This window comes from Roseibium sp. (assembly GCF_965233565.1).
GTDB lineage: Bacteria > Pseudomonadota > Alphaproteobacteria > Rhizobiales > Stappiaceae > Roseibium.
The window spans coordinates 4376925-4402870 of the sequence record NZ_OZ247494.1; the positions used below are offsets into that span (position 1 = coordinate 4376925).

Consider the following 25946-nt stretch of genomic DNA (forward strand, 5'->3'; position numbering starts at 1 on the left):
AGAAATACGGGAGAACATGTAGGGCCGAAACGATCCTGAGAAAAGAACCGCGCAAGAGCGCCGGAAATGGCGTTTCCTAACAATCCGAGCACTGGACAGTGTCGGTCAACCGTGGACGCAGATAGTAGGTATGAGAAAGCTCCAGTGCGTCCTTCCGCGTGAAGAAGTCTGTGAAGATGCCGGCGAAAGGCGGGGAATAATTCAAGGTCGTCACCCCGACGACGATGGACGTGTTGGGAGCGGCAATGGTGTCCGGCAGGGTGATCGGGGGTTCCGCACCCTCCGTCCACGGATTGTCTCCGCCGGAATTGAAACTCCAATCAACTTCTGCGTCACCGTCCTCGTCAAAGGAAACACTTGCGACGATAATGTCGAGCTCGTCGGCCGGGTAGGGTGCAAGAACCTGCTCGCCGAGATCGAGCACACCCAGCAGTTCGGCTTCAGTGACCGTTTCAGCCTGTGCCACCAGGTCGGTCACTGCATTCGAGATGCGGGCCACCTTGCGATCCTGGTTCATCGCCCCGGTGACTTCCGCCATTCCGATGAGAAGAAGGAACATGACCGGCAAAATGAGCGCGAACTCCGTTGCCGCGACCGCACGCGTGTCTTTCCAGATCGTGCCGCAAGAACCACTCCGACGGCTACGGCCGTTGGGATTGAAATCAGTTGAAGGGTTCATTGCGAAACACCATGGTTGAGGTCAGGTGGCGCTCATAGCCATTATCTGTGCTGTCAAACTTCAGGATGGAAGTCGCCATGGGCCACTTGTAGATCACGTTCACCACGACGATTGAAGTCTGATCACCGATTTCGTATGCCGTGTCTTCCCGCAGATTGCCTTCGTCGTCGTAGAGATCGTCAAGCGATGAAGCGTCGGCGAAGTCGTCGATTGATCTGATTTCGAGGAAAATGCGGTCCTCGTCGCACATGAAGCTGGGCATGGACTCGCACACAGCGGTCTTGAAGCCGGCCGCTGTCAGGTTGCCATTATGTGCCTGTCCTGTCCGGATCAGCCGGGACGCCTCCACAACGGCGTTGTCGACCAGCCGGTTGGCGAAATGGGCGAGGCCAATTTCTATGATGCCGAACGCCAGAGTGAAAAACGGCAAGGCAACCAGCGCAAACTCAACGGCGGTAACGCCGTCGCGGTCTTTTGCCAGATCCTTTCCTTTTTGTCCTGTTCCGGACAAGAAAAGCCGAATTTTCCGGTACATGCGATACGAGCTCCGAATTCGACAACAGGACTAGTTTTTCCCGCCCGCTGCTTCAACAGACAACGCATTGCGGTTGGTGGCCTGATCGGCAGCCGCCTGGAACGCAACTTCGGAGTCGCCGAGGCGAAGGGTTGGTTCGCAAACCGGATTGCATGACATGGTCGCGCGGGCGGTCTTGCGATAGACCTGAACAACATCTTCTTCCGAAGCCCTCACGGTTATGACTTCGTCGACGATGGGGGTGTTGTTTGCGTCGAGGATGACGAGATTGGTGGTTCCGTAGCTTTTTCCGGTGATCACAACGGTGTTCTGATCGAACATGGCAACGTCTGCGATAAAAGGGTTGCCGACAATGACCGCCGAGGCGCCGTCGTCGATGCGAAAGATCTTCGCGCGATCCACCGTGACCATGACAGGTCCATCCTGTGCTGCCACCGCTCCAGCCTGAAGCGCTAACACAAGCACGCCTGTCCATTTCAGTATGTTCGTAAACATGCTTATGGGTACTCCATATGAATTCGTTCCTGCGACAGCATGCAGCAAACGTGGTGAACGATCTGCTAACGGCGCAACTCAAGAAGTGTAAACCGGCGCAGTGCGGCGCCTGCCGTTGAGCGCAGCCCACTTTCTGTATTCGAACGAGCAGGATCGCGGTTGATGCGACTTGAGTGAAATTCTATCACACTCATTCGAGTAGAAATATTTCCCCTTGATGCATTTATTAATAAAACCTGAATGAAAAGTCTCCGACCTTATGGCGATTTTGAGTATGCAAAGTTTGAAAAATGGAGTAATACTTGAATATCGGCTTTTATTTTAAAGTTTTTGTATTGCTTTAACCCAATTTTATCTATACCTGTTGTTAACTATAGTCATATTTGCCAGCATTTTTTCAAAGATGGATGGTAAATTTAACTGGTTGGAAAGCTCTCTGTCCTAGGGTGAGCTCATGTTCGAACGGACAAAAAAAGATCCGTCGAACTTTGAAGCTGTCAACTCAGTGGTACTTGGAGCAAACACATGAAAAATCTTATCAACCGTTTCGTAAAAGACGAATCCGGCGCAACTGCAATTGAATACGGCCTGATTGCCGGCCTGCTGTCCATCGTCATCATCGGCGCTCTGCAGCTCACCGGTACGTCTCTGGAAGGCGTCTTCACTGCAATTCAGGACTCGCTCGACTCTGCAGCGATCGGCGGCAGCTAAGTCTACGTTTAGCGCACAAGCGCAAACGACGCGAAACGGGCAGATTTCTGCCCGTTTTTGCGTTTTATGGCCGAATGGCTGCGAAACGTTAACTGTCTCCCGATACGATTGCGGTCACTGACCATCAGCCGAGTGAAGGACCTATGATCGAAGCTGCGATCCTGGTGATTTTTCCGATGCTGGTTGCCTTTGGCGGCGCATCGGATCTCCTGACCATGACCATCCAGAACAGGGTTGCCCTGATGTTGCTGGCTGGTTTCGCAATGGTCGCCCTTGTAACCGGGCTTCCCCTGGCAGGTTGGGGCCTGCATTTGCTCGGGCTGTTGCCGGTCTTTCTGGTTTGTTTCGGCTTCTTCGCCGCAGGCTGGATGGGAGGAGGTGACGTAAAGTTCATCAGTGCAATCGCGCTTTGGATCGGCTTTACACCCCAACTGGCGGAGTTCACCCTGCTGGTCGCACTTTATGGTGCCATGTTGACGATCGGTCTTCTTTTGATGCGTCGCGTGGTTCTGGTGCCCAATGCGCTTGCCCGGCAAGACTGGTTTGCACGTTTGCATGACGCCAAGAGTGGCATTCCCTACGGCATTTCAATTGCGGTCGCCGCTCTTCAGGTCTATCCGTCAACCGTCTGGTTCGCTCATTTCAGTTAGCTGAGGAACTATTCCTCGCAGAATTTCCAGCCCTGGTTCTCGATTGAAACCCGCCCTCCGGCGGGTTTTTTGTGTTCGTGGGACCGCCTGATCGTTGCTGCAGCCGGATCCGCAAGACGCTTCAGTTGTCTATGATCATTCTTTCCGGGTGTCTTGAACGGATGTTTACACCGCAGAATTGCCACCCGAAAAAGGGTCATTCTCCGCAGAGTTATGCGCTAGAGGCGGTCCATTTTCTCGCAGATTGAGAAAAATTTAAGAAAGCCTTCAGTAAAGTTAACGGATATTAACTGAAAACATCTACATCTGATTAACCATGTTTTGACCAATTACCCCTCATTCTACGAAATGAACAGTGCGAGTCTGCACAGGAATATTGGGTTTAGGTCATGAAAATCGCTCGAATTTTCGTTCTGGCAATCGCCGTCGCCGCTGGCATCATCGCCTTCAGAATGGTGATGCTGTCTGGAGGCAAGCCTGAACAGGTGGTCGTTACCGAGGCACCGGAACAGAAGAAAGCACAGGTTCTGGTCGCCAAGAAAGACATTCAGCTTGGCGGAAAGCTCTCGGCCGAAGACATGACCTGGGCGGATTGGCCCGAGGATGCCATACCTCTCGGGGTGGTCAGCAAGGCGGTCAATCCGGGCGCCGAGGAGGACTATACGGGCCGAATCGCCAAGGCTCCGATCTTCGCTGGCGAGCCGATCCGTCCCGAGCGTCTGATCAACACGGACAAGGGCTTCATGGCTGCCATTCTGCCAAAGGGCAAGCGGGCCATCGCGGTGAGCGTGGAACCGGAAACGACCGCAGGTGGTTTCATCCTGCCGGGCGACAAGGTTGATCTCATTCTTACGCGCAAATCTGACACCGGTGCGATCAGCGAAACCATTCTTGAAAATGTGCGGGTTCTGGCGATCGACACGACAACCGCCGGCGAACAGGACAAGAAAAGCCTGAACCCGAAGAAAACCGCGACACTCGAGCTGACACTGTCGCAGTCCGAAGTCGTGGCCCAGGCCCAGAAAGTCGGCACTATCGATCTGGCCCTGCGTAGCGCGCAGGATTCCGCCGATGATGCTGTGGCGGAAGACACCCGCCGGCGCGGCGTCAGTTACGTAAAATTTGGCGTGACCAGCCAGGCAGGTTCGCAATGACACAGGTTTACAAGAGAACGTCCAGCGTGAGGGGCGCGATGAAACACTTTCTGAAACAGATTGCAGCCACGGCAATGCTTGCCGGAACGCTTCTGGCAGGGTCGGTTCCTGCGGCGGTGGCCGAAGGCAATTTTCCAAGCCAGGTCCATGTTGCCGCTGGTGAACGAGCCATCGGTCGCATTCTGAATGTGGGGGTTGGCCGCTCGGTGGTGATCAATCTCGCGGAAGACGCCGCCGACGTGCTGGTGTCGAACCCGGAAATCGCGGATGCGGTCCTCAGAACACCCCGTCGGATTTTTGTCATAGGCAACACCGCCGGCCAATCGCGTCTGGTGCTCTTCAGCCGCAGCGGCCGGGAGCTGGCCAGTTTTGATGTCCGGGTCGAAAAAGACACGTCCGACCTGACCCGCATCATTCGCAAACTCATTCCCGGCACTCGAATTCACGCTGAATCCGTCAATGGAAGTGTCATTCTGAGCGGCTCCGCCAAGAGCACGCTGGAAGCGCAGCAGGCCGCAGATATAGCCGCCAAGTTCGAAGGCGCAGAAAGCGGATCGCAAGTCGTCAATCTGATCGCTGTCGAAGGCAAGGACCAGGTGCATCTGAAAGTGACGGTCGCCGAAGTCGAGCGGTCGATCATCAAGCAGCTCGGCGTGCAATTCTCCGGTACGGTCGGAACAGGTAACTTCACCCCCTTCTTTCAGAATCTGCCGAACTTTTCGGTGAACCCGAACGTCGTCAACCAGGCCGTTGGCGGTATGCAGTTCGCACGGGGCGCAACCTCAATCACCGCACAGATCGACGCGTTGCAGCGCGATGGCGTGATCCGGACGCTGGCGGAACCGACGCTGACAGCCATCTCGGGTGAAAATGCGAGCTTCCTCGCTGGTGGTGAATTCCCGATCCCGATTTCTCAGGACAACAACGAAGTGACCGTTGAATTCAAGAAATTCGGTGTTGGCCTCGACTTTACACCGGTGGTTCTTTCTGGCGGACGCATCAGCCTGCGTGTCAAGACCGAGGTCAGTGAGCTCAGCAACGAGGGGGCTGTCACCTTCTCCAACATCACGATCTCTGCGCTGAAGGTACGGCGCGCGGAATCAACGATGGAACTGCCCTCAGGCGGAACACTTGTGATGGCCGGCCTGCTGAAGGAACGTTACCAGCAGGCGGTGGATGGTGTTCCCGGCCTGATGCAGGTGCCGATTCTCGGCAGCCTGTTCAAGAGCCGCGACTTCCTTCGGCAGCAATCCGAACTGGTGGTCTTCGTCACGCCTTACGTGGTGCAGCCGGTCGCAGCGAGCAAACTCCAGCGCCCGGACAAGAATTTCATCATTCCGACGGACGCCGAGACAGTCTTCCTGAACCGGTTGAACAAGATCTTTAGCCCCAGCGGGACCGCCGAAGGCACGTATCACGGCCAGGTCGGATTCATTTACAAGTGAGGACGGACGGATGAAGACGAAAAAGATGATCCGGTTCGCGATTGCGCCCAGAACCGCACTTGTCCTGACCGGATGCCTGGCAGTGATGGGGTGCCAAAGTCAGTCGCAACAGCCGGCCGACCTGCTTGCCTCCAATGACTATCAGCTGAGGCATCCGATCGTGGTGACCGAAGCGCCGGAGACCCTGGATCTGCCGCTTGGCCGAAGTACGCGACGACTGAGCGGACCGATTGTGGGAACCATCAGTTCCTTTGGTGTCGACTCCCGGCAGCATGGCAACGGCGCAGTGGAAATACTGGTACCGTCGGGCGGAGCCAACGAAGCTGCAGTGCACGCGGTGACGCCGCAGATCCGCAAGGCCCTGCAGCAGGGCGGTGTCTCCAGGTCCCGGATCAGCACGCGCACCTACCCCGTTCAGGATGCGACGGCCGATGCACCGATCAGGCTGTCCTACCCGAAGATGAAGGCAACCGCCGGCGAGTGCGGTTCCTGGCCCCAGAATATCGGCGGGCACTTCAACAGGAATGAAGACTACGAAAACTACGGCTGCGCCACACAGGCGAACCTGGCGGCCATGGTCTCCAATCCGTCCGATCTGCTGACGCCGCGGGCTTCCACACCCGCCGACCAGGCACGCCGTGCCGTGGTCCTGGAGAATTACCGGAAAGGCGACGTGACAGCCTCCGACTACGAAGAAGGTGTCGGTGCCGAGATCGCAGAAGACTAGGTGATAATATGAGTGCCAACCCAGACTTGAAAAATATGTCCGGTTACATGGACCCCATATCCGAGCCGTCTCAGCAGTCTTACGGCGGCAGCGATGAGGGCATGCATATTGGGGCTGTCCCGCGCATCACCATTCATGGGTTCTGCCTGACGGACGGCACCATGCGCACGGCGGAAGCTGCCATGGAAGATCGCCGGATGTCCAAAGCGCATCTGAAGCTCGACATGGGGGGCATACCGGCTGCGATCGAGACCTTTGAACAAGCACCGACCCCGAATCTGATCGTGGTGGAAACCTCGGGAAATCGCGAGGATCTTGTCTCCAGCCTCGATCATCTCGCCGAGTATTGCGACGCCGGCACCAAGGTGATCGTCATTGGCGACGTCAACGACGTGACCCTCTACCGCGACCTGATTTCGCGCGGGGTCAGCGAGTATCTGGTTACCCCTGTCAGCGTGTTCCAGCTGATCGGAGCGATTGGTGAACTCTATGCAGACCCGGATGCCGAACCGCTCGGCCGCACGATCGCATTTTTTGGGGTCAAGGGTGGTTGTGGTGCGTCGACGGTTGCCCATAACGGTGCCTGGTCCCTGGCCCGGAGCTTCCAGGCCGAAGTTGTCGTCGCCGATATGGATCTGGCCTTTGGCACGGCAGGATTGGACTACAATCAGGACCCGCTCCAGGGTGTTTTTGAAGCCATTTCAGCGCCGGAACGCCTGGACGAGACCTATCTCGACCGGATCCTGTCGAAATGTAACGATCACCTCAGTCTTCTGGCGGCCCCGGCGACCCTCGAGCGCACCTATGACCAGGGTGAAAAGTCGTTCGAGCAGTTGATCGAGACCATGAGGACCAGCGTTCCGCAGGTGGTTCTTGACGTGCCGCATGCCTGGAGCGCCTGGGTCAAGCAAACGCTTCTGAGCGTGGACGAGATCGTGATGGTTGCCGAGCCGGATCTGGCCAATTTGCGCAACGCGAAGAACACCGTTGACATGCTCAAGCAGCTGCGCCCGAACGACCGGCCGCCTCACCTGGTGATGAACAAGGTGAATGTGCCGAAACGTCCGGAGATCAAGCCGGATGAGTTTGCCAGCGCTCTTGGGTTGACCGTTCAGGCTGCCATTCCCTTCGAGCCGCAGCTCTTTGGAACGGCCGCCAACAACGGCCAGATGATCGGTGAGATAGACAACAAACACGCCATCGCGCGCATGTTTGAAGATCTGGCGCAGTCCGTGTCCGGAAAAGCCCAGCCGACCAAGTCGGCGCGGCCCGGCCTTGGCGGGTTGTTCTCGAAATTTAAGCGGAAGGCCGGCTGACCGGTCCCACAGCGGAGCAGATAAGTCGTTATGTTTGGAAGACGTGGCAGTTCATCGTCTGGTCCCCAGACCATCCGGCCGGGAGGCGTTCCCGGGCTGCAGGACATGCCTGCGCCGTCAGCACCGGCCCCGGCGCCCGAGCCGCCTGCGCCGCAGAAGATCCAGACCGAACCTGCGCAACCTGCGACATCTCCGCCGCCCGCACCTGAACCTGCTGCAAGTGCACCGTCACCGCGCAAGAAGGGCAGCGAGTATTACGAGACCAAGGCCCAGATCTTCAACGCGCTGGTCGAGGCTATTGACCTGTCGCAGCTGGCGCGTCTGGATGCGGAAGATGCCAGGGACGAAATCCGCGATGTCGTGAATGACATCATCGCCCTGAAAAACGTTGTCATGTCGATTTCCGAGCAGGAAGACCTGCTGGAAGATATCTGTAATGACGTGCTTGGCTATGGCCCGCTGGAGCCGCTGCTGGCGCGCGACGACATCGCCGATATCATGGTGAACGGTGCCCACACGGTCTATATCGAGACCTCGGGCAAGGTTGAACAGACCGGCGTTACCTTCCGGGACAATGCGCAGCTGATGAATATCTGTCAGCGTATCGTGAGCCAGGTCGGTCGACGGGTGGACGATTCAAGCCCGATCTGTGACGCTCGCCTTCCCGATGGATCTCGTGTCAACGTGATCGCCCCGCCATTGGCGATCGACGGGCCGGCCCTGACCATCCGTAAATTCAAACGCGACAAGCTGACCCTCGATCAGTTGACGAAATTCAACTCGATCACACCGGAAGGTGCGACGATCCTGCAGATCATCGGCCGCTCTCGCTGTAACGTCCTGATTTCCGGTGGTACCGGTTCGGGCAAGACGACGCTCCTGAACTGTCTGACGGCCTATATCGAAAACACCGAGCGCATCATCACCTGCGAAGACAGTGCTGAACTTCAGCTGCAGCAGCCTCACGTTGTGCGCCTCGAAACCCGGCCACCCAACCTGGAAGGGGAGGGTGAAATCACCATGCGCGACCTGGTCAAGAACTGTCTGCGTATGCGTCCGGAACGCATTATCGTGGGCGAGGTGCGTGGACCTGAAGCGTTCGATCTGCTGCAGGCCATGAACACCGGTCACGACGGATCCATGGGCACGCTGCACGCCAACTCGCCGCGCGAGGCCCTGTCCCGTCTTGAATCCATGATCACGATGGGCGGATTTTCTCTGCCTTCGCGCACTCTGCGCGAGATGATCGTTTCGTCCATCGACGTTGTCGTTCAGGCCGCCCGTTTGCGTGATGGCTCTCGCCGCATCACACACGTCACGGAAGTGATGGGCATGGAAGGCGACATCATCACCACACAGGATATTTTCCTCTACGACATTGTTGGTGAGGATCCCAACGGCAATATCATCGGTCGTCACCGGTCCACCGGCATCGGACGTCCGAAATTCTGGGAACGCGCACGATATTTCGGCGAGGAATCGCGTCTGGCGCAGGCGCTCGATGCCGCCGAGCTGCCCGACTAAGGAACGGATTGAGTCTCATGTCCGGATTGGAAGAGTTTCTGACGCCCGAAATCACCGGCATTGCCGTGGCCCTTCTGGTCATGCTGGCCGTCGGCGGTGTCATTTTCAGCATCTTCGCGCCAACCCTGTCGGGAACCAAGCGCCGCGACCAGCGTATGGAGGCGGTTGCCGCGCGCCCGCAATCAGAAAAGCAGCGCAAGGCACTGCGGGATGTCGACAGGCGCAAGAAGTCGATCCAGGACCAGCTGAAGGATTTTGAGGAACGTCAGCGGGCCAAGCACGACAAGCAGCAGAAGGTCAATCTCAAGACCAAGATGGAACAGGCCGGTCTGGAATGGGAGATGAAGCATTTCATCATCTTCAGTGTCATTTGCGGCCTGATCTTCCTGGTGATCGGGTTTATCATCAGCAGCGGCAACCTTCTGATTGCCCTTGCCCTGGCCTTTGCCGGCAGCGTTGGTTTTCCGCGCTGGTACGTCGCCAGCAAGCGCAAGCGCCGGTTCAACGCCTTTCTCGACGAATTGCCGAATGGGGTCGACATCATTGTGCGTGGTGTGAAGGCCGGCCTGCCTCTGGGAGACTGTATCAAGGTGGTTGCGCGCGAAGCGCGGGAGCCGGTCGCGACGGAATTTCGCAAGATCACCGAGACCCAGGTGATGGGTATTTCCCTGGCTGAAGCCGTTGCACGACTGCCTGACCGCGTTCCGGTTCCGGAAGCCAACTTTTTTGCAATCGTGGTCTCCATTCAGCAAAAGGCCGGTGGTGGTCTCGCCGAGGCGCTCGGAAACCTGTCGAAGGTTCTGCGTGGTCGCAAGGCCATGAAGCGGAAGATCAAGGCGCTCAGCGCCGAGGCAAAATCCTCCGCAGGGATCATCGGCGCCATGCCCTTTGCGGTTGGCGGCATCATGTTCCTGATCGCGCCGGATTACATCATGACGCTATTTGTCACGACCACCGGCAACATCATCATTGCAGGCTGTCTGCTGTGGATGTTCGTAGGTGTCATGGTGATGCGCCAGATGATCAACTTCGATTTCTAGGGAGGCTCACGTCATGGATCTCGAGACCATCGTATCGAGCCAGTTCCTGGCGGCCGTTCTGGCCATGGTGGCTGTGACAGGCACCATTTTCTCGCTGGTGTTGCCGCTCTTGTCCCGCGATACCTTGAAATCGCGGATGAAGACCGTGGCTCTTGAGCGGGACAAGCTGCGGGCCAAGGAGCGGGCGCGCCTTCAGGCTGGCCAGGCCGATGCACGTGCCTCGGTGCGCAATCAGCCCAAGGCGAAGATGAAAAGCTTCGTCGACAGGCTCAACCTGAAGGAAATGCTCTCTGATGAAACGACCGTCGAGCGCCTGCGCATGGCCGGCTATCGAGGGTCGGCTCCGCTTTACTATTTCCTCACGGCCAGGATTGCCCTGCCGGGTGTCATCTTCGTTTTTGCGATCGCCTATGCGTTCCTGATCCTGCCGGCGACGATCCCGGCGCTGTCAAAGGTCTGCTTCTGTCTTGCCATTGCGGGTGTTGGCGCGTTTCTGCCGAATATCTATCTGAAGAACAAGATCGACAAGCGCAAGATAACGATCCAGCGGGCCTGGCCGGACGCCCTCGACCTGATGCTGATCTGTGTGGAATCGGGCATGTCGATCGAAGGCGCGTTCCAGCGCGTTGCCGAGGAAATCGGGGTTCAGTCCGTCGAACTGGCCGAAGAACTGTCCCTGACGACCGCGGAGCTTTCCTATCTGAGCGAAAGACGCGTGGCCTATGAGAATCTGGCCAAGCGGACGGGCGTGGATGGTGTGAAGAACGTGATGATGGCGCTCATCCAGGCCGAGCGATACGGTACCCCTGTCGGGACCGCCATCCGCACCATGGCCGACGATACGCGCGAGATGCGCATGCAGCTTGCCGAACAGAAGGCGGCTTCCCTGCCACCGAAGCTGACCGTGCCGATGATCCTGTTTTTCCTGCCGGTTCTGTTCTTCATCATCATGAGCCCGGCCGTCATGCAGGTGTTTGAACAATTCGGCAGTTAGGGTCCTGATCCTGGCACCTGTTCTTCGCCAATGAATTGCAAAAACGCCGGGTTCGATGCCCGGCGTTTTTTTTCATGAAACCGGGAAAAGCGGTCTAATGCCCGTTTCATCCTCTGGCCTGGTGCATGAGCCAACGCTTTCCGGTTGACGACAGCACTCACCGCGACCGTCTTGGTGGTGGCGATCAGGGTGTCACAAGCACCTTCACAAGGTGCCCGCGATCCCTGGCAAGGCCTTGAAAGCGTTCTGGCAACTCGGCAAGGCTCAGTTTTTTCGAGGCAATCGCACCGGTCGGAATTTGACCCGAGCGTATTGCGTCCATGACCCGGTAGAAGTCGGCTTTCAGCGCATTGCGCGATCCGATGATCCGCGCCTCTCTCTTGTGAAACTCTGCATCGTTGAAGGTGATGTCATCCTTGACGACACTCACAAGAACGGCGCTGCCGCCATGGGCCAGATAAGGAAAGCCGGCTTCGATGGCCTTTGCGTTTCCGGTCGCATCGAAAACCGCATCGAATCCTTCCTTCAGGTGGCCCTGAAGCAGATCCTCACCGGGACGGTGCCCGAGTTCGAAGCCGAAAAGGTCTCGTGCCAGCTCGAGGCGGGTCTGGCTGACATCCAGCAGATGTACCTCGGCGCCCGCCAGCCGGGCAAAAAGAGCAGTACCGAGACCAATCGGCCCGGCGCCGGTGACGAGCACCAGGTCCTCGCTGCCCACGCCGGAGCGGGCAACGGCGTGCGCACCAATGGCAAGGAATTCAACCATGGCAGCCTGCTCTGCCGTCAGGCCGTCCGCCTGATAGAGGTTTTCGGCCGGGACCGCCAGACGCGAACACATGCCGCCGTCGCGATGAACGCCAAGCACCTGGATCCGGCTGCAGCAATTGGGTTTGCCGCGCCGGCAGGCCCTGCAGGAGCCACACGAGACATAGGGATTGATGACCACCAGTTTGCCGGCGTCCGGACCTTCCGCAATGTGGCCGGACAGCTCATGGCCAATCACGCGCGGATAGTCCAGAAAGGGGTGTTTGCCTTCGAAAATGTGGTAATCCGTGCCACATAGTCCGATCGCCGCAATGTCGACCAGAACCCAGCCTTCCGGGGCATGAACGGGCAGCGGGCGGGGTTCCAGAGCCATCTGGCCGGGCTCGACGCAGACCAGACAATTCATGACATCCGTTCTTGCGTCCATCATGCCATGGCCTCCAGGTTCCTGGCGGACCAGTCGGCGGGCAGCTCTCCCTTGATGATGAGGCTGAGAACGTCGTCTTTCGTGACTTCGTCGATGGCGTGCGCGCCGACGACCCGGCCCTTGTTCATCACGACAACACGGTCGCATAATTCAAAGACATCGTGCATGTCGTGGCTCACCAGAAGAATGCCAATTCCCTCTGCCCGCAACTGCTGGATCAATTCGCCGACCAGGGCCGTTTCCGAAGGCCCGAGCGCTGCGGTCGGCTCGTCCATGATCAGGATTTTCGCTTCGAAATAGATCGCGCGGGCAATGGCAATGACCTGCCGCTGACCACCGGAGAGGCTGCTGACCGGATCGGAAAAATTCTTGAAATTCGGGTTCAGCCGTCTCAGCACACGCGCGGCCTCCGACATCATGCGTGCATCGTCCAGATTGCCGAACCGGGTCTTGAGCTCCCGTCCGAGGAAGAGATTTGCCGGTGTGTTGAGATGATCCGCCAGGGCGAGCGTCTGGTAAATGGTCTCGATGCCAAACTCTCTGGCAACCTGGGGAGACCGGATCTCAGCTGCCTGCCCGTTGACCTTGATGGTACCGTTGTTTGGCGCCATCGCACCGGACAGTATCCGCATCAGGCAGGACTTGCCTGCGCCATTGTGGCCGAGCACGCCGACGACTTCGCCTGGAAACAGGTCCAGAGAGACATTGTTGACGGCGCGGATGCCACCAAAGTGTTTTTCGATACCTGTCATCTGCACCAGGGGAAAGAGAGCAGACTGCGTATGCGGTGTCATGAAACGGTCCTGATCGAAATCTGGAAGGGAGCCGGAAACCCAGGGTTGGAAGGTTTCCGGCCCAGGTGGCTCAGTAGAGAACGTTTTGAACGGCCGGCTCGTCGATATTGTCCTTGGTGGCCAGGACAACGCCGGTGTCGATGAAGCTCGGCACTTCCTCGCCGTTCAAGAGCTGCAGGATAGCCTGGACTCCAAGTTCGCCCATCTGGAACGAGCCTTGAACGGCGGTGCCGGCAAGCGTTCCGTCGCTGACAAAATCCTGAAGATCCTTGTTGCCGTCAAAGCCGAGCGCCGTAACGCTGCCGGCCTTGCCCGCCTGCACGATGGCGCGCGCCATACCGATGGCTGTGGGCTCATTGGCACCGAAAATGCCGACAAGATCATCATTTGCGGCCAGAACGTCGGTCGTCTGGTTCAGGGCTGTCGCCATCTGAGACTGGGAGTAGTAGGGGCCGACGATCTCGATGCTGGACTTGTCGTTGATGCGCTTGACGAAACAGCCGACGCGGCCAATTTCCGAACCGACTCCGGCGACATAGGACATGACGGCGACTTTACCTTTGGTGCCGACTTCAGAAATCATCTTGTCGGCGACCAGTTCGCCGGCGGCGCAATTGTCGGTCGAGAGGAAGGCCTGGAAGTAGTCCTTGCCGTTTTCAGCCAGCCCGCTGTCGATGATGACAACAGGGATCTGGGCCTCATAGGCTTTCTTGACAGCCGGGACCAGGGCTTCCGGGTCGGATGGGGCAAGCACGATTCCCTTGACGCCGCGGTTGACCGCGTTTTCAACGAGGTTGACCTGATCGGCGACGGCGGATTCAGAAGCCGGGCCGTTAAAGGTCATGGTATGGCCGTCAGCGCCTTCGATTGCAGCGGACGCGCCCTTGTTGACGTTCTGCCAGAAGTTCGAGTTGGTCGTCTTCACGATGACGGCAATTTCACCTGCCTGAGCCGCCACACCGGACAGCGCAAGCGCGCTTACCATCATTGCGGTCGTAATCAGCTTCTTCATGTTTTCTCCTCCGTTTGAAGATGCGCTGGTGGATGACAAGGCGCGTCAGCGCCGGTTTCGGATCTGATCGACGAAGACCGCGAGAATGACGATGAAGCCGATCACGATTTGCTGGATGAAGGCGGAAACACCGGCCATGTTCAGGCCATTGCGCAGAACGCCGATGATGAACGCCCCGATCATGGTGCCGGAGATGTTGCCGACACCACCCATCAGGGACGCGCCGCCGATCACGGCCGCGGCGATCGCGTCGAGTTCGTACATGACACCTTCGTTCGGCTGAACGGTGACAAGGCGGGACATCAGCACATTGCCTGCCAGACCGGCCAGGGCGCCGGAGAGCGTGTAGGCAAAGATCTTGGTACGGTCGACCAGGACACCTGACAGCCTGGCGGCCTCTTCATTGGAGCCGGTGGCGTAGATGTGGCGACCTGTCTGTCGCCGATTGAGAAGATAGGCGGCCGCCAGTGCCACAAGCGCCAGCAGGATCACCGGGTAGGGAATGCCGGGAAAAACCACCTTGGGAAAGATGCCGCCAGTGTCTTCGACAATGCGAAAGAGAGAGCCGTTGCCAAGGGCGCCAAAGGCCTCGCCGAGCCGGGAGATCGGGGCAGCTCCGGTCAGCTGCAAGGCAAGGCCACGTGCGATCAGCATCATGCCGAGCGTTGCCACGAAGGGGGTGATCCGCATCTTCGTGATGACGAAGCCGTTAAAGGCCCCACAGGCAGCACCAGCGGATACACCAAGGGCCATCGCAGGTCCGACAGGGACGCCCGCCTTGATCGACAGACCCGTAACAACACCCGACAAGGCCAGAACGGATCCCACACTCAGGTCGATGCCGCCGGTTATGATGACCAGGGTCATGCCGATGCCCAGAAGGCCGATGACGGATGTCTGAAGCAGGACTGTCAGGCCGTTGTTGACGGTCAGGAAAGCGTCATTGCCAAAGGAGAAGGCGAAAACAAGCGCGGTCAGCGTCAGGACAGCCGACAGTTTGTGAAACGAAACAGGCGAGATTTTCAGGGCTCCGTGAGCCGGCACACCGCTCCGGTCAAGATCTGTCATGTCACCTCCCGTGACAGAGTTTTGAATTTAATTATTAAAAACAATCATGGTTACGAAGGCTGTTGACGTCAATTGTTTTTTATTAAATTATACAAAATACAGAAATTGCTCTTTGATTCTGACGGGTTAAACTGCATTCATGGCAAGAACCGACGACCGATTCAGAAGCGCGTATAACAAGTTGCTGGACATTTGCAGCGCCATGCAGCCCGGCGACCAGCTGCCGCCGGAGACGGCTCTGGCCGATCGAATGGAGGTCAGCCGGACGATTGTCAGAAATGCGTTGCAGCGGTTGGACGACGAAAAAATCGTCCGCTGGGAAGGGCGCAGCAAAACGCTCATTCAGATCCCTGAAGACAGCCATCGGCTGGAGTCGGCCGACACATATGTGTCGACCGAGGAACTTGAACAGAGGTTTCTGGAATGGATCCTGAGATTTGACGTGCCTGCGGGCACCACGCTCAATGTGGCTCAGCTGTCGCGGCAATTCGGGGTGCCTGCACACAGCCTTCAGGAGTTCCTGTCAGGGCTGAGCCGGTTTGGCCTGGTTGAGCGCCGGCAGAAGGGAGGCTGGACACTCCTTGGCTTCACCCAGGACTTTGCCGTTGAGCTGTCCGATTTCAGAATGCTGCTTGAGCTCAATGCAGTTCGCCAGTTGCTGCAACTGCCGGAAGATCATGACATCTGGCAGACGCTGAAAGACCTGCGGCAGGAGCATGTCGCCTTGCAGGATGACATCGATAGCCGTTTCCACGATTTTTCCATGCTGGACGAGCGGTTCCACACCACCATCAACAGTGTGGTCAAAAACCGGTTTGTCCTGGAAGCGCAGAAGGTCATCACGCTGATTTTTCACTATCACTACATGTGGGACAAGCGGGACGAGCAGGAACGCAACACCGCGGCGATCAGCGAACATCTGGAATGGATCGATGCGATGCTGGCCCGGAATCCGGAGCGCTCGATTGCCGCGGCACAGCGGCATCTGCGTCGTTCAAAGGAAACCCTTCAATCCTCGCTCAAGGTTCACCGGCACGTCTGAGAGCATGCTGGCCGGCTTGAATGAGCGTCTGGCATTCGGGCGGCAGCGGTGTTGCCAGCGCCTCCAGATTTCGTTGAAGGGATGACCGGCGGGCGGTTCCAAGAAGGATGGAAGCAGCTGCAGGGTGGCTGCGTGCAAAATGAAGCGCGGCCGACGCCAGCGGAACACCGGCGGCGTCTGTTTGCGCCTTGAGAGCTCGCACCTTTTGCAGGATGTCGCTGGAGGCAGGTGCATAGTCGAACCAGGCACCGTCAACGGGACCTGTTGCCAGGATGCCGGAATTGAAGATCCCGCCAAGGACCAGGCTCACGGACCGCTTCCGGCATTCGCTAACAAGCTCGTTCTCCGCACTCCGGTCAAGCAGTGTCAGCCGCCCGGCCAGGAGAATGACATCCATCTCCGTTTCCCTCAGGAGGTCCAGGCAGATCCCGGTTTCGTTGACGCCCAGCCCATAGGCGCGGATCGTGCCCTTGTCCTTGAGTTTCTGCAGCCTGTCCATTCCCGAACCGAGCAGCGCGGCCCGGTGCCCCTCGTTGTCGCCGCCATGGGTGTAACAGCCGATATCGTGCACAAAGACGATGTCGATGTGCCGGGTCTGCAGCCGCTGCAGACTGCCTTCCAGCGCAGCCTCGATACCATCGCCGGAATAGTCGTAATGCACGGCGTTGGGCAGCGGGCGGACGAAACCATCGGCCTCGGCGAGGTCCTTTCCCGGTGTGAGCACACGTCCGACCTTGGTTGAAACGACGAACTGTTCGCGGGCGAGGGGCTTCACAAATGTTCCAAGCCGCTGTTCGGCAAGGCCACGGCCATAGTGCGGTGCGCTGTCGAAGTATCGGATCCCGCCTTGCCAGGCATGGTGGAAAACTTCCATTGCCTCCGCATCGGTGACCTCCCGGCCGAGATTGCCGATGCCGGATGTACCGAAGGAAATGTCTGTGACCTCGACATCGGTCCGGCCGATCCTGTTACGCTTCACACCGTTCTCCTGTTGCGTGTGCCTCTGCCAAGGCGTCCAGGCGCGGCATGACCAGCGCTGCGTCAGCTTTCCGGGCCCAGGTCAGGAAGGCTGAAATGCGCCTGCGGACCTTTTCAGCGTGATTTTGGGCGATATCGGCCAGCCTGTGATCCAGGAACGGATTTTTGAACCGGTCCAGCGTTGTCGACACATAGGTTTCCGCCTCTGACCGGCGTCCATGTGCGGCAAAGCCGGGCACGACTTCGCGCTGGTAAAGATCCTTCAGGTCGGCAAGATCCTCGGGATCCGCCATGACGTCGCGCACGAATTGTTTCCTGTCGGGCATGGTCTTTAGCTTCGTCAGCCAGCGAGCCACGAGATAGGTGTGCCCGAGATTGAGGATGAACAGCTTGAGCGTTTCAACCGCTTCCAGGTCCTCAACGACCTGAATGGCGGGATGGCTGCAGGGAAGCCTGAGGCCGGGCTGGTTCTCGATCGCCCAGAGGGCGTAGGGTTCGGCGACGGCGCCGGCGGGTTCCAGCGGTTCCGACACGATGCGGTCGACAAGGGAATTCACCCACAGGACCTGCGCGCCCAGCCAGTCACGAAACGGGGCCGGGTAGCGATCCGCGAGCGCTAGCACCAGATCGCGAAGGACCTCTCCATTCTTTGGAATGAGCTCACACGGCATGATCTGGATTGGCGCGCAGCCCGCTTCGAAGCGCTTGTGGAGATACCAGGTCAGCTTCGCCGGGTAGGACATGGCGACAGAAAACTCTGTCGTGCTGTCCGCCTCCCGGGGGGCATAGCCGGCATCCGCGGTGTTGGAGAGAATGATTTCTGCGTCTTGCTTGATCAACCGCCGCACCGCGTCATGATCGCCCGGCAGAGAAAAACCGCTGGTGATGCTGCGAACGGTTCGGCTCGTATCGACAAGGCCGCCATCCTTGATACCTCTGATCCGGACCGGAAAACCGTTCGGATCAGCGAGGGCCTGCAGTCGATGCGCGCGGGCCGAATGTCCGCTGCTTTGAACCACGGCAATCGGACCTGCCGCTTGTCCGCGTTCCATCGCCTCGGCGACAAAAAGGTCCGCATGGGCCTGAAGGAAACGGCTGGTTCCAAACTGAACGATCGGTGTTGTTGACATGGTGCCTCCCACTCAATAATTTGTTTTTTATAATTACAAACATTTTCACGTCAACCGGTTTGTGCCGGTGCGGGGAGGAAGGACCGGAATGATTGTCGATGCGCATCAGCATTTCTGGAAAATCGACCGGGGGGACTACGGCTGGATGGATGACAGCGTTGCCGCGATCCGCCACGACATTCTGCCTTCGGATCTTGCCCCGCTGGCCAGGGCCTGTGACGTTCGCGCAACCATTGCGGTGCAGGCGGCCCCGACGGTCGCCGAGACGGAGTTCCTGCTGCAGCTGGCCGGTGGCAATCCCCTGGTCGCCGGTGTTGTTGGCTGGGTGGATCTGGAAGCGCAAAAGGCTGTTGACGATCTGCGCAGGCTTTCAGCCGATCCGCATTTCAAGGGCGTCCGGCCCATGCTTCAGGACATCGCGGACACCGACTGGATCCTGAAACCTGCCGTTCTGTCCAACCTTGCAATCGCCGCCGAGATGGGCCTGACCCTCGACGCCTTGATCACACCGCGGCATTTTCCTGCGATTGCCCAAGTTGCAGAAACCGTCCCGCGTCTCGGGATCGTTATCGATCACTGCGCCAAACCGGTCTTCAACGGGGCGGACCCGGGAGACACCTGGCGCCGGGAAATGGCCCGGCTTGCGTCCTGTCCGCAGGTTTTCTGCAAACTGTCAGGCCTTGCCAACGAACACGGACCTGGCTGGTCGGCCGACCAGCTACGTCCGGTTTTTGAACATGTTGTCTCGGTCTTTGGTGCCGAGCGGATCATGTGGGGAAGCGACTGGCCTGTGCTGGATCTGGCAGGGGATTATGTCTCCTGGTTCAAGACAGCCCAAACACTGGCAGAAGATCTCTCCGATAATGAGAAGCGGATGCTTTTCTCAAGGACGGCCCGTCAGTTCTACAAACTGAAGATATGAAGCCTGAAGCCGGATATTCTGTGCCGAGCCCAAACCCATGCATCAAATGGAAGCCAAGACATTCCGTTTGAAAACATGGGGTCCAGTGAGCGGCGACTTATCCGCGCCGCTTCTCCATCATCGCGCGCAGATAATCGATGTTGGCCTTGGCCTGCTGCGGATCGATTTCAGCCTGGGCGACCTGGATCGCTTCGTCATATTTTCCCTGGATGCCGAGCACCAGGGCAAGGTTCTGGCGGACGCGGCTGTCGGCACCCGGCAGGCTTGCGGCTCTGCGCAGGGTATATTCGGCATCTGGCAGATCGTTGGAGAGCAGATAGGACAGGCCCAGATTGTTCAACAGGCTCGGATCGTCAGGCGCGATTTTCAGAGCCTGCTTGTAAAGGCTTCGCGCCTTGGCATGATTGCCGGTCTGGTCATAGATGGCAGCCTCCGCGGACATCAATCGCCAGTCCGGCGTGTCAGGCCGCTGCACGCGCTGAAGCACGTTGAGCGCTTCTTCAAAACGGCCATTCATGGCCAGGACCTTGCCATAGGCGGAGGAAATGTCCCGGTCTTTCGGATGGGTGATCACGCCGGCGCGCAACACGGCCATGGCCTGCGGCATCTGGCCGTTCAGGGTCAGGGCTTCGGAGTAAGACAGGATCGCGGTCTTGTCCTTGCGGTCCCGCTCATAGGCCTTGGACCATCTGGACACCTGGGCAAGCGCCTGCGACGATCCCGGCGTGGTGTAGCCGCTCGCCGGCGAATGGGTGCCGGTATTCGATTTGTTCGAGGCGCAGCCTGCAACAAGGGCCATTGCCGTCATGGCCATCACAGTCGAGACGAATCTGGCGCGACGGGAAACGGTTCGGTCTCTGGGCGCTTGCATTTTCAACATCCTTGTTGTCCGCAGCCGGTCAGGGCGAGGGCGTTCTGCCTGCAGGACTCGCTCTGCTTTCTCCCAACAGAAATAGATAATTAACCCTAATGGTTGGTTAAGCCGGCTTGCGATTTGCGAATGCATCTTCGTCAGCAAGGCATATTGCGCTGCCGGGCGCGGCAGCATAGGTCTAGGGCTCCAGTTTCCTCTTCCAACGGAGTTGCCCCGTGCGCGAATGTCTTGTCCGCAACAGCGATGTTTCCTCTTCGACACCCATCATCGCCGTGACCGAAGCGACGCTGCCAGATGTTCTGGCAGGACTTGGAAGTGCCGCGCAGGCGTGGAGCGCGCGCAACGATTTCACGGGCAAGGCGGCAACCGTTCAGGTCGTGCCCGGCGCGGACGGTACCGAAGCTGCCGTGTTGTTTGGCGTGGAAGCCGGTGGTCTGTCCCATCCGCTGGCACTTGGCGGGATCGTCAACCAGCTGCCGGCCGGCGACTACCATCTGGCCGAAGGATTTCCGGACAAGGAACAGGCGGCGCTCGGTTTTGCGCTCTCTGCCTATGTCTTTGACCGCTATCGGAAAAACACCGGCAAGACGCGGCGTCTGGCTCTGACCGACGATGTCGATCTCGACCGGCTCGGCATCATTCTCGACGGCGTCGGGCTGGCGCGTGACCTCATCAACACGCCGGCAAATGACATGGGGCCGGAAGAGCTCTCGCAGGCGGCGGCAAATCTCTTCAAGATCCATGGCGGCACGGGCCGGATCGTGATTGGCGAGGATCTGCTGGAAGAGAACTTTCCAATGGTCCATGCCGTCGGCCGGGCCAGTTCGCGGGCACCACGGCTGGCCGATTTCAGCTGGGGCGCGGAAGACGCGCCGAAGGTCACCCTGGTCGGCAAGGGCGTCATTTTCGACACAGGCGGCCTTAACCTGAAGCCGGGTTCCTCCATGGCCCTGATGAAAAAGGACATGGGCGGGGCAGCCAACGTGCTGGGGCTGGCCTCCATGATCATGGCGGCAAAGCTGCCGGTGCGGCTGCGTGTGCTGATCCCCTGTGTTGAAAACGCGGTTGCCGGCAATGCCTTCCGTCCCGGCGACATCCTGCCGAGCCGCAAGGGCCTGACAGTTGAAATCGGCAACACCGACGCCGAAGGCCGGCTGGTGCTGGCCGACGCGCTCACACTGGCGGACGAGGAAAGCCCGGCGCTGGTGGTCGACATGGCAACGCTCACCGGTGCCGCGCGCGTCGCGCTCGGCCCGGACCTGCCGCCCTTCTTCACCGATGACGAGGCCCTGGCCGAGGACATAGAGGTCATGGCGGAAGCTGCCGCTGACCCGCTCTGGCGCCTGCCGCTCTGGCAGCCCTACATGAAATATCTCGACAGCAAGATCGCCGACATCAACCACATCAACACGGTTGGCGGTGGTTTTGCCGGATCCGTCACGGCGGCCCTGTTCCTGTCCCGCTTTGTCGAAAACGCCGAGAGCTGGGTTCATTTCGACATTTTCGGCTGGACGCCGATGGAAAAGCCCGGGAAACCGGCCGGTGGTGAGGCCCAGGGCATTCGCTGCCTGTTCGACCTGATCTCGGAGCGTTTCACGAACGCACAATAACGGCTCCGAAACGTTTTTGTGGTTCGATGGCCATCGATGAGGATGGGAACCCGATCGTAAATGGCCGTCGAATTGCGCGCCTCCCAGGCGCTGAAACTGATGCATGAAGTCAACCTGGCGCTGGTTCGCGACAGCGAACAGGACCTGTCCGCGCGCCAGTTGACCATCCTGCTCACCGTCTATCTGGAGCCGCCCCCCCATACGGTGCGGGGGCTTGCGGCCAAGCTCAAGGTCACCAAACCGGCGATCACAAGGGCGCTCGACACGCTCGGTGGCATGCGGCTTCTGTCGCGCAAACGCGACGATGCCGACAAGCGCAACGTGATCATCACGCGCACGGTGGACGGCGCGCTCTATTTGGAGCAGCTTGGAGACCTCGTGGTCGAAAAGGCCAGGGAACTGCCGCGCTGATTTCACTCATTTTCGGAATGCTTCTTTGATGTCCCAGTCCTTTGACCGCCGCCGCCATCCTGTTCGTCACGACCTGGCAGCACTCGAATATGAAGGTCGCGCCGAAGCGGACCGCTTCGTCGAAGGCGAGGTGCTGCAGGTGATCGCCGACCGTCTGGCGCTGCGCCCCGAACCGCGGCCGGACCGCTCGATCGACACGGAAGTGCTGCGCGGTGAGTGGTTCACGGTCTACGAGCAGACGCCCGAAGGTTGGGCATGGGGCCAGCTTGATACGGACGGGTATGTAGGCTGGCTGCCTTCCGATGGCCTGGGGCCCGTGACGCCGGCCACGCATCGTGTCCGGGCCCTGCGCACCTACCGTTATCCCGGCGCGGATCTCAAGTTTCCGCCACTCGGCATGCTGACCATGGGTGCGCAGGTGACGGTCACCGGAGAGGCGGAAACGCGCGGGCTGACATATGCACTTTTGAGCGACGGTTCGGCCGTTGTCGCCAAACATCTGGTGCCGGTCGAGGATCGCGTAGGAGACTGGGTGGCAGTCGCCGAAGAGTTCCTCGGCACACCTTACCTCTGGGGCGGTCGCTCCAGCCTCGGGCTCGACTGTTCGGCCCTGATCCAGCTGGCTGCGCAGGCGGGGGGCATTGATGTTCCGCGCGACAGCGACATGCAGGAAGCCGAAGCCGGCGATGAGATCCCGCATGACGATCCGTCGGCTTGGGAGCGCGGCGATCTCGTCTTCTGGAAAGGTCATGTCGGCGTCATCACCGGCCCGAACACGCTCCTGCACGCAAATGGCTTCACCATGACGGTTGCCTATGAACCGCTCGACCAGGCGCTTGAGCGCATCGCGGCGACGGAATGGGGCGCGGTTACCAGGGCGCGTCGGCTGACATAAAGCGCGTCGATTTCGTCAGCTTTCCACATATGAAGCGTCATCCTGAGGAGGGCCGTCAGGTCCGTCTCGAAGGATCGGCTGCACGTTCCGAAGCAAGGGGTCGATCCTTCGAGACAGCGCTGCGCGCTTCCTCAGGATGACGCTGTTTTTTGAAAAGCAAACACGGCTGATTGAGCGAGAAAATGCCTCACCCCTTAGGCGTTAGCGCCAGTTGCGGCTCACCGCTGCCGTCTTCGATCGAACCCTGAACTTCACCGAGTTCCAGGTCCTCGATCTTGCGGCTGCGCTTGGTGATCTTGTCGGTGGAAATCAGGATCTGGTCGATATCCTTGTTGGCCTGGGCAAAATGCGATTGCAGCTTGCCGACCCGGTCGTTCAGGCGGCCGACATCGGTGATCAGATGGCCGACCTCGGCCTGGATCAGGTGCGCCTGTTCGCGCATCTTCGCATCACGCAGCACGGACTGGATCACCTGGATCGACAGCATCAAGAGCGACGGAGACACGATCACGACCCGGGCCCGGTGCGCCTTCTGCACCAGGTCTTCGAAATTCTCGTTGAGCTCGGCAAAGATGCTTTCCGACGGCACGAATAGGAAGGCGGTGTCCTGGGTTTCTCCGGGCAGCAGGTATTTCTCGCCGATATCCTGGATGTGTTTGGTGAAGTCCCGGCGGAACTGCGCCTGGGCATATTTCAGCTGCTCATCGCTCTCCGCATTGCGCAACAGGTTATAGGCCTCGAGCGGAAACTTGGCATCGATGGCCAGCGACGGGGCGCCGTTCGGCATGTGGATCAGACAGTCCGGGCGGCTGTTGTTGGAAAGGGTCGCCTGGAAGGAATAGGTGCTTGGCGCCATCTGGTCCTGAATGATCGCCTCCATCCGGCCCTGGCCGAAGGCACCGCGGGTCTGCTTGTTGGAAAGGATCGCCTGCAACTGGCCGACCTGACCGGACAGATCCGTGATGGTGCGCTGCGCCCGGTCGATCACCGCCAGCCGTTCATGCAGATGACGCAAGCCGTCCTGGGTGCGCTTGCTGGTATCGGCCATGGAAAGGTTCAGCTTGTGGCCCATGCCGTCGAGCCGCTCGTTGACCGCGCGCATCATGTCCGATTGCCGCGAGCCGAACACTTCCGCCATGGTCTGCATGCGACCGGTCATCTCGCCCTGGCTCTTCAGGAGTTGAGACAGGTGGCTTTCCAGTTCGTGGATGCGTTCTGCCGACGCCGTATCGGCTTCCGCCCGCAGGCGGATCTCGCGCATGGTCTTCAGCACCAGCCAGACAATCAGCGCCAGCAGCAACAGACCGCCGGCGATCGCGGTCTCCAGCACCGTGACGGGGCGGCCGCCAAACTCAAACAGGATCTCATTCATGAAACAAACATAGAACGATTCGGGGCGGGCGCCCATCCGCGCGCAAGTGACAGCCGGTTGAAAACGCCTGCCGGGCAGCCGATTTCCGCGTTGACCGGCGCCGCGTGATTATCTATGTCAGGCCCATGACAAAACGCTCGATCATCACCATTCCCGATCCCGTGCTGCGCGAGACCTGCGCGCCGATCGATACCGTCAATGACGACATCCGCGCCCTGGCCGACGACATGCTGGAAACCATGTATGACGCTCCGGGCATCGGTCTGGCCGCCAGCCAGATCGGCATCCTGAAACGCATCTTCGTGCTGGATGTCGCCAAGGAAGACGCGCCCAAGGAACCGATGGTGTTCATCAACCCAGAGATCGTCTGGTCGAGCGAGGATCTGTCGGTCTATCAGGAAGGTTGCCTGTCGATCCCTGACTATTTCGAGGATGTCGAGCGTCCGGCGGAAGTCGCGGTCAAGTTCCTCAACCGGGAGGGTGCGGAACAGGAAATCAAGGCCGACGGCCTATTGGCAACCTGTGTGCAGCATGAACTTGACCATCTGAACGGTACGCTGTTCATTGACTACCTGTCGAAACTGAAACGCGACCGGGTGGTCAAGAAATTCACCAAACAGGCGAAGCTCGCCGGCAAACTCTGATCCGGCGATAACAAAAGGGCGGACGACATGGATCAGGCCTTGTTCCTGAAAATCTTCGCCGCGCTTTTTGCCATCATGAGCCCGATTGCCAACCTGCCGGTGTTTCTGTCGCTGACGGCTGATCGGGGTCCTGCCTTTGAACGCAAGGTGGCGTTCACGCTGATGATCAGTCTCAGCGTTGGCGCAGTGATCGTCGGCCTGTCCGGAAACATTATCCTGAAAGTGTTCGGCATCTCGCTGGATGCCTTTCGACTGGCCGGCGGCTTCCTGATCCTTTTGATCGCGCTGGACCTGATCCGGGGTCAGAAGGCCCAGGCCCATCATGGCTCGTCAAAGGAAAAGGAAAACATGAAATCGCAGGACAATCCTGCGATTTACCCCCTGACGGTGCCGATCCTGCTGGGGCCGGGATCGATCTCGACCATGATCATATTCCGTGGGCAGGTCAGCAATGTCGAACAGGAGGTCGCCTACGTGGCCGGTGTCTCCGCCTCGATCGCGCTTCTTGTCGGCACCTTCTTCGCGGCACCGTTCCTGTCGCGCTTCATCGGTGAGACTGCCAACAGCGTGATGAGCCGCCTGATGGGCATGATCCTGGCCGCCATCGCGATGGAAATGATGACCAGCAGCCTCAAGGTCCTGCTGCCCGGTCTGGCTTGAAACATGCAAGCTGAATAAAATCGTCATCCTGAGGAAGCGCGCCAGCGCTGTCTCCAGGGATGGGCCACTTGT

General features: G+C 58.9%; 27 protein-coding genes. 16 read left to right on the top strand and 11 right to left on the bottom strand.

From position 1 onward, the window contains the following. Positions 1-76: 76 nt before the first annotated feature. The 3 genes from ACO6TG_RS19985 to ACO6TG_RS19995 are packed head-to-tail and all read right to left on the bottom strand — an operon-like array spanning position 77 to position 1709. On the bottom strand, positions 77-679 hold the full coding sequence (locus ACO6TG_RS19985) for a TadE/TadG family type IV pilus assembly protein (RefSeq protein ID WP_422374808.1): 603 nt from the start codon (positions 677-679) through the stop codon (positions 77-79). Continuing rightward, complete coding sequence (locus ACO6TG_RS19990; protein WP_422374809.1) at positions 663-1214, bottom strand: TadE/TadG family type IV pilus assembly protein; 552 nt, start codon at positions 1212-1214, stop codon at positions 663-665. Before ACO6TG_RS19990 ends, ACO6TG_RS19985 begins: the two co-directional genes overlap by 17 nt. Before the next feature lie 30 nt (positions 1215-1244). Next, complete coding sequence (locus ACO6TG_RS19995) at positions 1245-1709, bottom strand: pilus assembly protein N-terminal domain-containing protein (RefSeq protein WP_422374810.1); 465 nt, start codon at positions 1707-1709, stop codon at positions 1245-1247. 525 nt (positions 1710-2234) lie between these two features. On the opposite strand from ACO6TG_RS19995, the gene ACO6TG_RS20000 reads away from it, so the two are divergent. The 9 genes from ACO6TG_RS20000 to ACO6TG_RS20040 all read left to right on the top strand — a co-directional run bounded on the left by ACO6TG_RS20000 (position 2235) and on the right by ACO6TG_RS20040 (position 11270). Then, complete coding sequence (locus tag ACO6TG_RS20000; RefSeq protein WP_422374811.1) at positions 2235-2420, top strand: Flp family type IVb pilin; 186 nt, start codon at positions 2235-2237, stop codon at positions 2418-2420. Positions 2421-2563: 143 nt separating this feature from the next. Continuing rightward, on the top strand, positions 2564-3070 hold the full coding sequence (locus ACO6TG_RS20005; protein WP_422374812.1) for an A24 family peptidase: 507 nt from the start codon (positions 2564-2566) through the stop codon (positions 3068-3070). Between the two features lie 389 nt (positions 3071-3459). Continuing rightward, the gene (gene cpaB / locus ACO6TG_RS20010; RefSeq protein WP_422374813.1) at positions 3460-4224 is read left to right on the top strand and encodes a Flp pilus assembly protein CpaB; all 765 of its coding nucleotides are present in this window, start codon (positions 3460-3462) and stop codon (positions 4222-4224) included. A 38-nt stretch (positions 4225-4262) separates the two neighbouring features. After that, positions 4263-5669 (top strand): type II and III secretion system protein family protein, encoded by a 1407-nt coding sequence (locus tag ACO6TG_RS20015; protein WP_422374814.1) that lies wholly within the window; start codon positions 4263-4265, stop codon positions 5667-5669. A 10-nt stretch (positions 5670-5679) separates the two neighbouring features. Next, positions 5680-6396 (top strand): CpaD family pilus assembly protein, encoded by a 717-nt coding sequence (locus tag ACO6TG_RS20020; protein ID WP_422374815.1) that lies wholly within the window; start codon positions 5680-5682, stop codon positions 6394-6396. An 8-nt stretch (positions 6397-6404) separates the two neighbouring features. Continuing rightward, the gene (locus ACO6TG_RS20025; protein WP_422374816.1) at positions 6405-7712 is read left to right on the top strand and encodes an AAA family ATPase; all 1308 of its coding nucleotides are present in this window, start codon (positions 6405-6407) and stop codon (positions 7710-7712) included. Positions 7713-7742: 30 nt separating this feature from the next. Next, the gene (locus tag ACO6TG_RS20030; RefSeq protein WP_422374817.1) at positions 7743-9236 is read left to right on the top strand and encodes a CpaF family protein; all 1494 of its coding nucleotides are present in this window, start codon (positions 7743-7745) and stop codon (positions 9234-9236) included. A gap of 17 nt (positions 9237-9253) precedes the next feature. Next, positions 9254-10276: a type II secretion system F family protein gene (locus ACO6TG_RS20035; protein WP_422374818.1), complete on the top strand. Its 1023-nt coding sequence runs from the start codon at positions 9254-9256 to the stop codon at positions 10274-10276. Positions 10277-10289: 13 nt separating this feature from the next. Beyond that, on the top strand, positions 10290-11270 hold the full coding sequence (locus tag ACO6TG_RS20040) for a type II secretion system F family protein (RefSeq protein ID WP_094073887.1): 981 nt from the start codon (positions 10290-10292) through the stop codon (positions 11268-11270). 184 nt (positions 11271-11454) lie between these two features. Here the strand turns inward: ACO6TG_RS20040 and ACO6TG_RS20045 are convergent, their stop codons facing one another. The 4 genes from ACO6TG_RS20045 to ACO6TG_RS20060 all read right to left on the bottom strand — a co-directional run bounded on the left by ACO6TG_RS20045 (position 11455) and on the right by ACO6TG_RS20060 (position 15336). Then, on the bottom strand, positions 11455-12441 hold the full coding sequence (locus tag ACO6TG_RS20045; RefSeq protein ID WP_422378920.1) for a zinc-binding alcohol dehydrogenase family protein: 987 nt from the start codon (positions 12439-12441) through the stop codon (positions 11455-11457). Between the two features lie 20 nt (positions 12442-12461). Beyond that, entirely contained in the window at positions 12462-13256 is a 795-nt protein-coding gene (locus ACO6TG_RS20050) for an ATP-binding cassette domain-containing protein (RefSeq protein WP_422374819.1), read from the bottom strand. Between the two features lie 70 nt (positions 13257-13326). Next, positions 13327-14268, bottom strand: coding sequence for an ABC transporter substrate-binding protein (locus ACO6TG_RS20055; RefSeq protein WP_422374820.1), 942 nt, complete (start codon positions 14266-14268; stop codon positions 13327-13329). Between the two features lie 45 nt (positions 14269-14313). Beyond that, positions 14314-15336 carry an ABC transporter permease gene (locus ACO6TG_RS20060; protein ID WP_422374821.1) on the bottom strand — a complete coding sequence of 341 codons (1023 nt, stop codon included), beginning with the start codon at positions 15334-15336 and terminating at the stop codon, positions 14314-14316. A gap of 139 nt (positions 15337-15475) precedes the next feature. Between ACO6TG_RS20060 and ACO6TG_RS20065 the strand changes: the two genes are divergently transcribed. Further along, entirely contained in the window at positions 15476-16378 is a 903-nt protein-coding gene (locus tag ACO6TG_RS20065; protein WP_422374822.1) for a GntR family transcriptional regulator, read from the top strand. On the opposite strand, the gene ACO6TG_RS20070 is transcribed toward ACO6TG_RS20065, so the two are convergent. Together ACO6TG_RS20070 and ACO6TG_RS20075 are read right to left on the bottom strand one after the other, a co-directional pair. After that, positions 16356-17357, bottom strand: coding sequence for an aldo/keto reductase (locus ACO6TG_RS20070; RefSeq protein WP_422374823.1), 1002 nt, complete (start codon positions 17355-17357; stop codon positions 16356-16358). The two genes, ACO6TG_RS20065 and ACO6TG_RS20070, sit on opposite strands and share 23 nt — an antisense overlap. Further along, on the bottom strand, positions 17347-18486 hold the full coding sequence (locus ACO6TG_RS20075; protein ID WP_422374824.1) for a mannitol dehydrogenase family protein: 1140 nt from the start codon (positions 18484-18486) through the stop codon (positions 17347-17349). The genes ACO6TG_RS20070 and ACO6TG_RS20075 overlap by 11 nt, the downstream gene beginning before the upstream one ends. 88 nt (positions 18487-18574) lie before the next feature. On the opposite strand from ACO6TG_RS20075, the gene ACO6TG_RS20080 reads away from it, so the two are divergent. Beyond that, entirely contained in the window at positions 18575-19408 is an 834-nt protein-coding gene (locus ACO6TG_RS20080) for an amidohydrolase family protein (RefSeq protein WP_422374825.1), read from the top strand. 97 nt (positions 19409-19505) lie between these two features. On the opposite strand, the gene ACO6TG_RS20085 is transcribed toward ACO6TG_RS20080, so the two are convergent. Then, a complete protein-coding gene (locus tag ACO6TG_RS20085) occupies positions 19506-20279 on the bottom strand; it encodes a tetratricopeptide repeat protein (protein ID WP_422374826.1) in 774 nt (257 codons plus the stop codon). A gap of 218 nt (positions 20280-20497) precedes the next feature. On the opposite strand from ACO6TG_RS20085, the gene ACO6TG_RS20090 reads away from it, so the two are divergent. The 3 genes from ACO6TG_RS20090 to ACO6TG_RS20100 are packed head-to-tail and all read left to right on the top strand — an operon-like array spanning position 20498 to position 23198. Next, positions 20498-21892, top strand: coding sequence for a leucyl aminopeptidase family protein (locus ACO6TG_RS20090; RefSeq protein WP_422374827.1), 1395 nt, complete (start codon positions 20498-20500; stop codon positions 21890-21892). 60 nt (positions 21893-21952) lie between these two features. Beyond that, positions 21953-22303 (top strand): MarR family transcriptional regulator, encoded by a 351-nt coding sequence (locus ACO6TG_RS20095; protein WP_422374828.1) that lies wholly within the window; start codon positions 21953-21955, stop codon positions 22301-22303. A gap of 28 nt (positions 22304-22331) precedes the next feature. Beyond that, entirely contained in the window at positions 22332-23198 is an 867-nt protein-coding gene (locus ACO6TG_RS20100) for an NlpC/P60 family protein (RefSeq protein ID WP_422374829.1), read from the top strand. A gap of 187 nt (positions 23199-23385) precedes the next feature. Here ACO6TG_RS20100 and ACO6TG_RS20105 read toward each other — a convergent pair whose 3' ends face one another. Next, on the bottom strand, positions 23386-24570 hold the full coding sequence (locus ACO6TG_RS20105) for a DNA recombination protein RmuC (RefSeq protein ID WP_422374830.1): 1185 nt from the start codon (positions 24568-24570) through the stop codon (positions 23386-23388). A gap of 125 nt (positions 24571-24695) precedes the next feature. On the opposite strand from ACO6TG_RS20105, the gene def reads away from it, so the two are divergent. Next, positions 24696-25214, top strand: coding sequence for a peptide deformylase (gene def / locus ACO6TG_RS20110; RefSeq protein ID WP_422374831.1), 519 nt, complete (start codon positions 24696-24698; stop codon positions 25212-25214). Between the two features lie 27 nt (positions 25215-25241). After that, entirely contained in the window at positions 25242-25874 is a 633-nt protein-coding gene (locus tag ACO6TG_RS20115; RefSeq protein WP_094073899.1) for a MarC family protein, read from the top strand. The last annotated feature ends 72 nt before the right edge of the window (positions 25875-25946 follow it).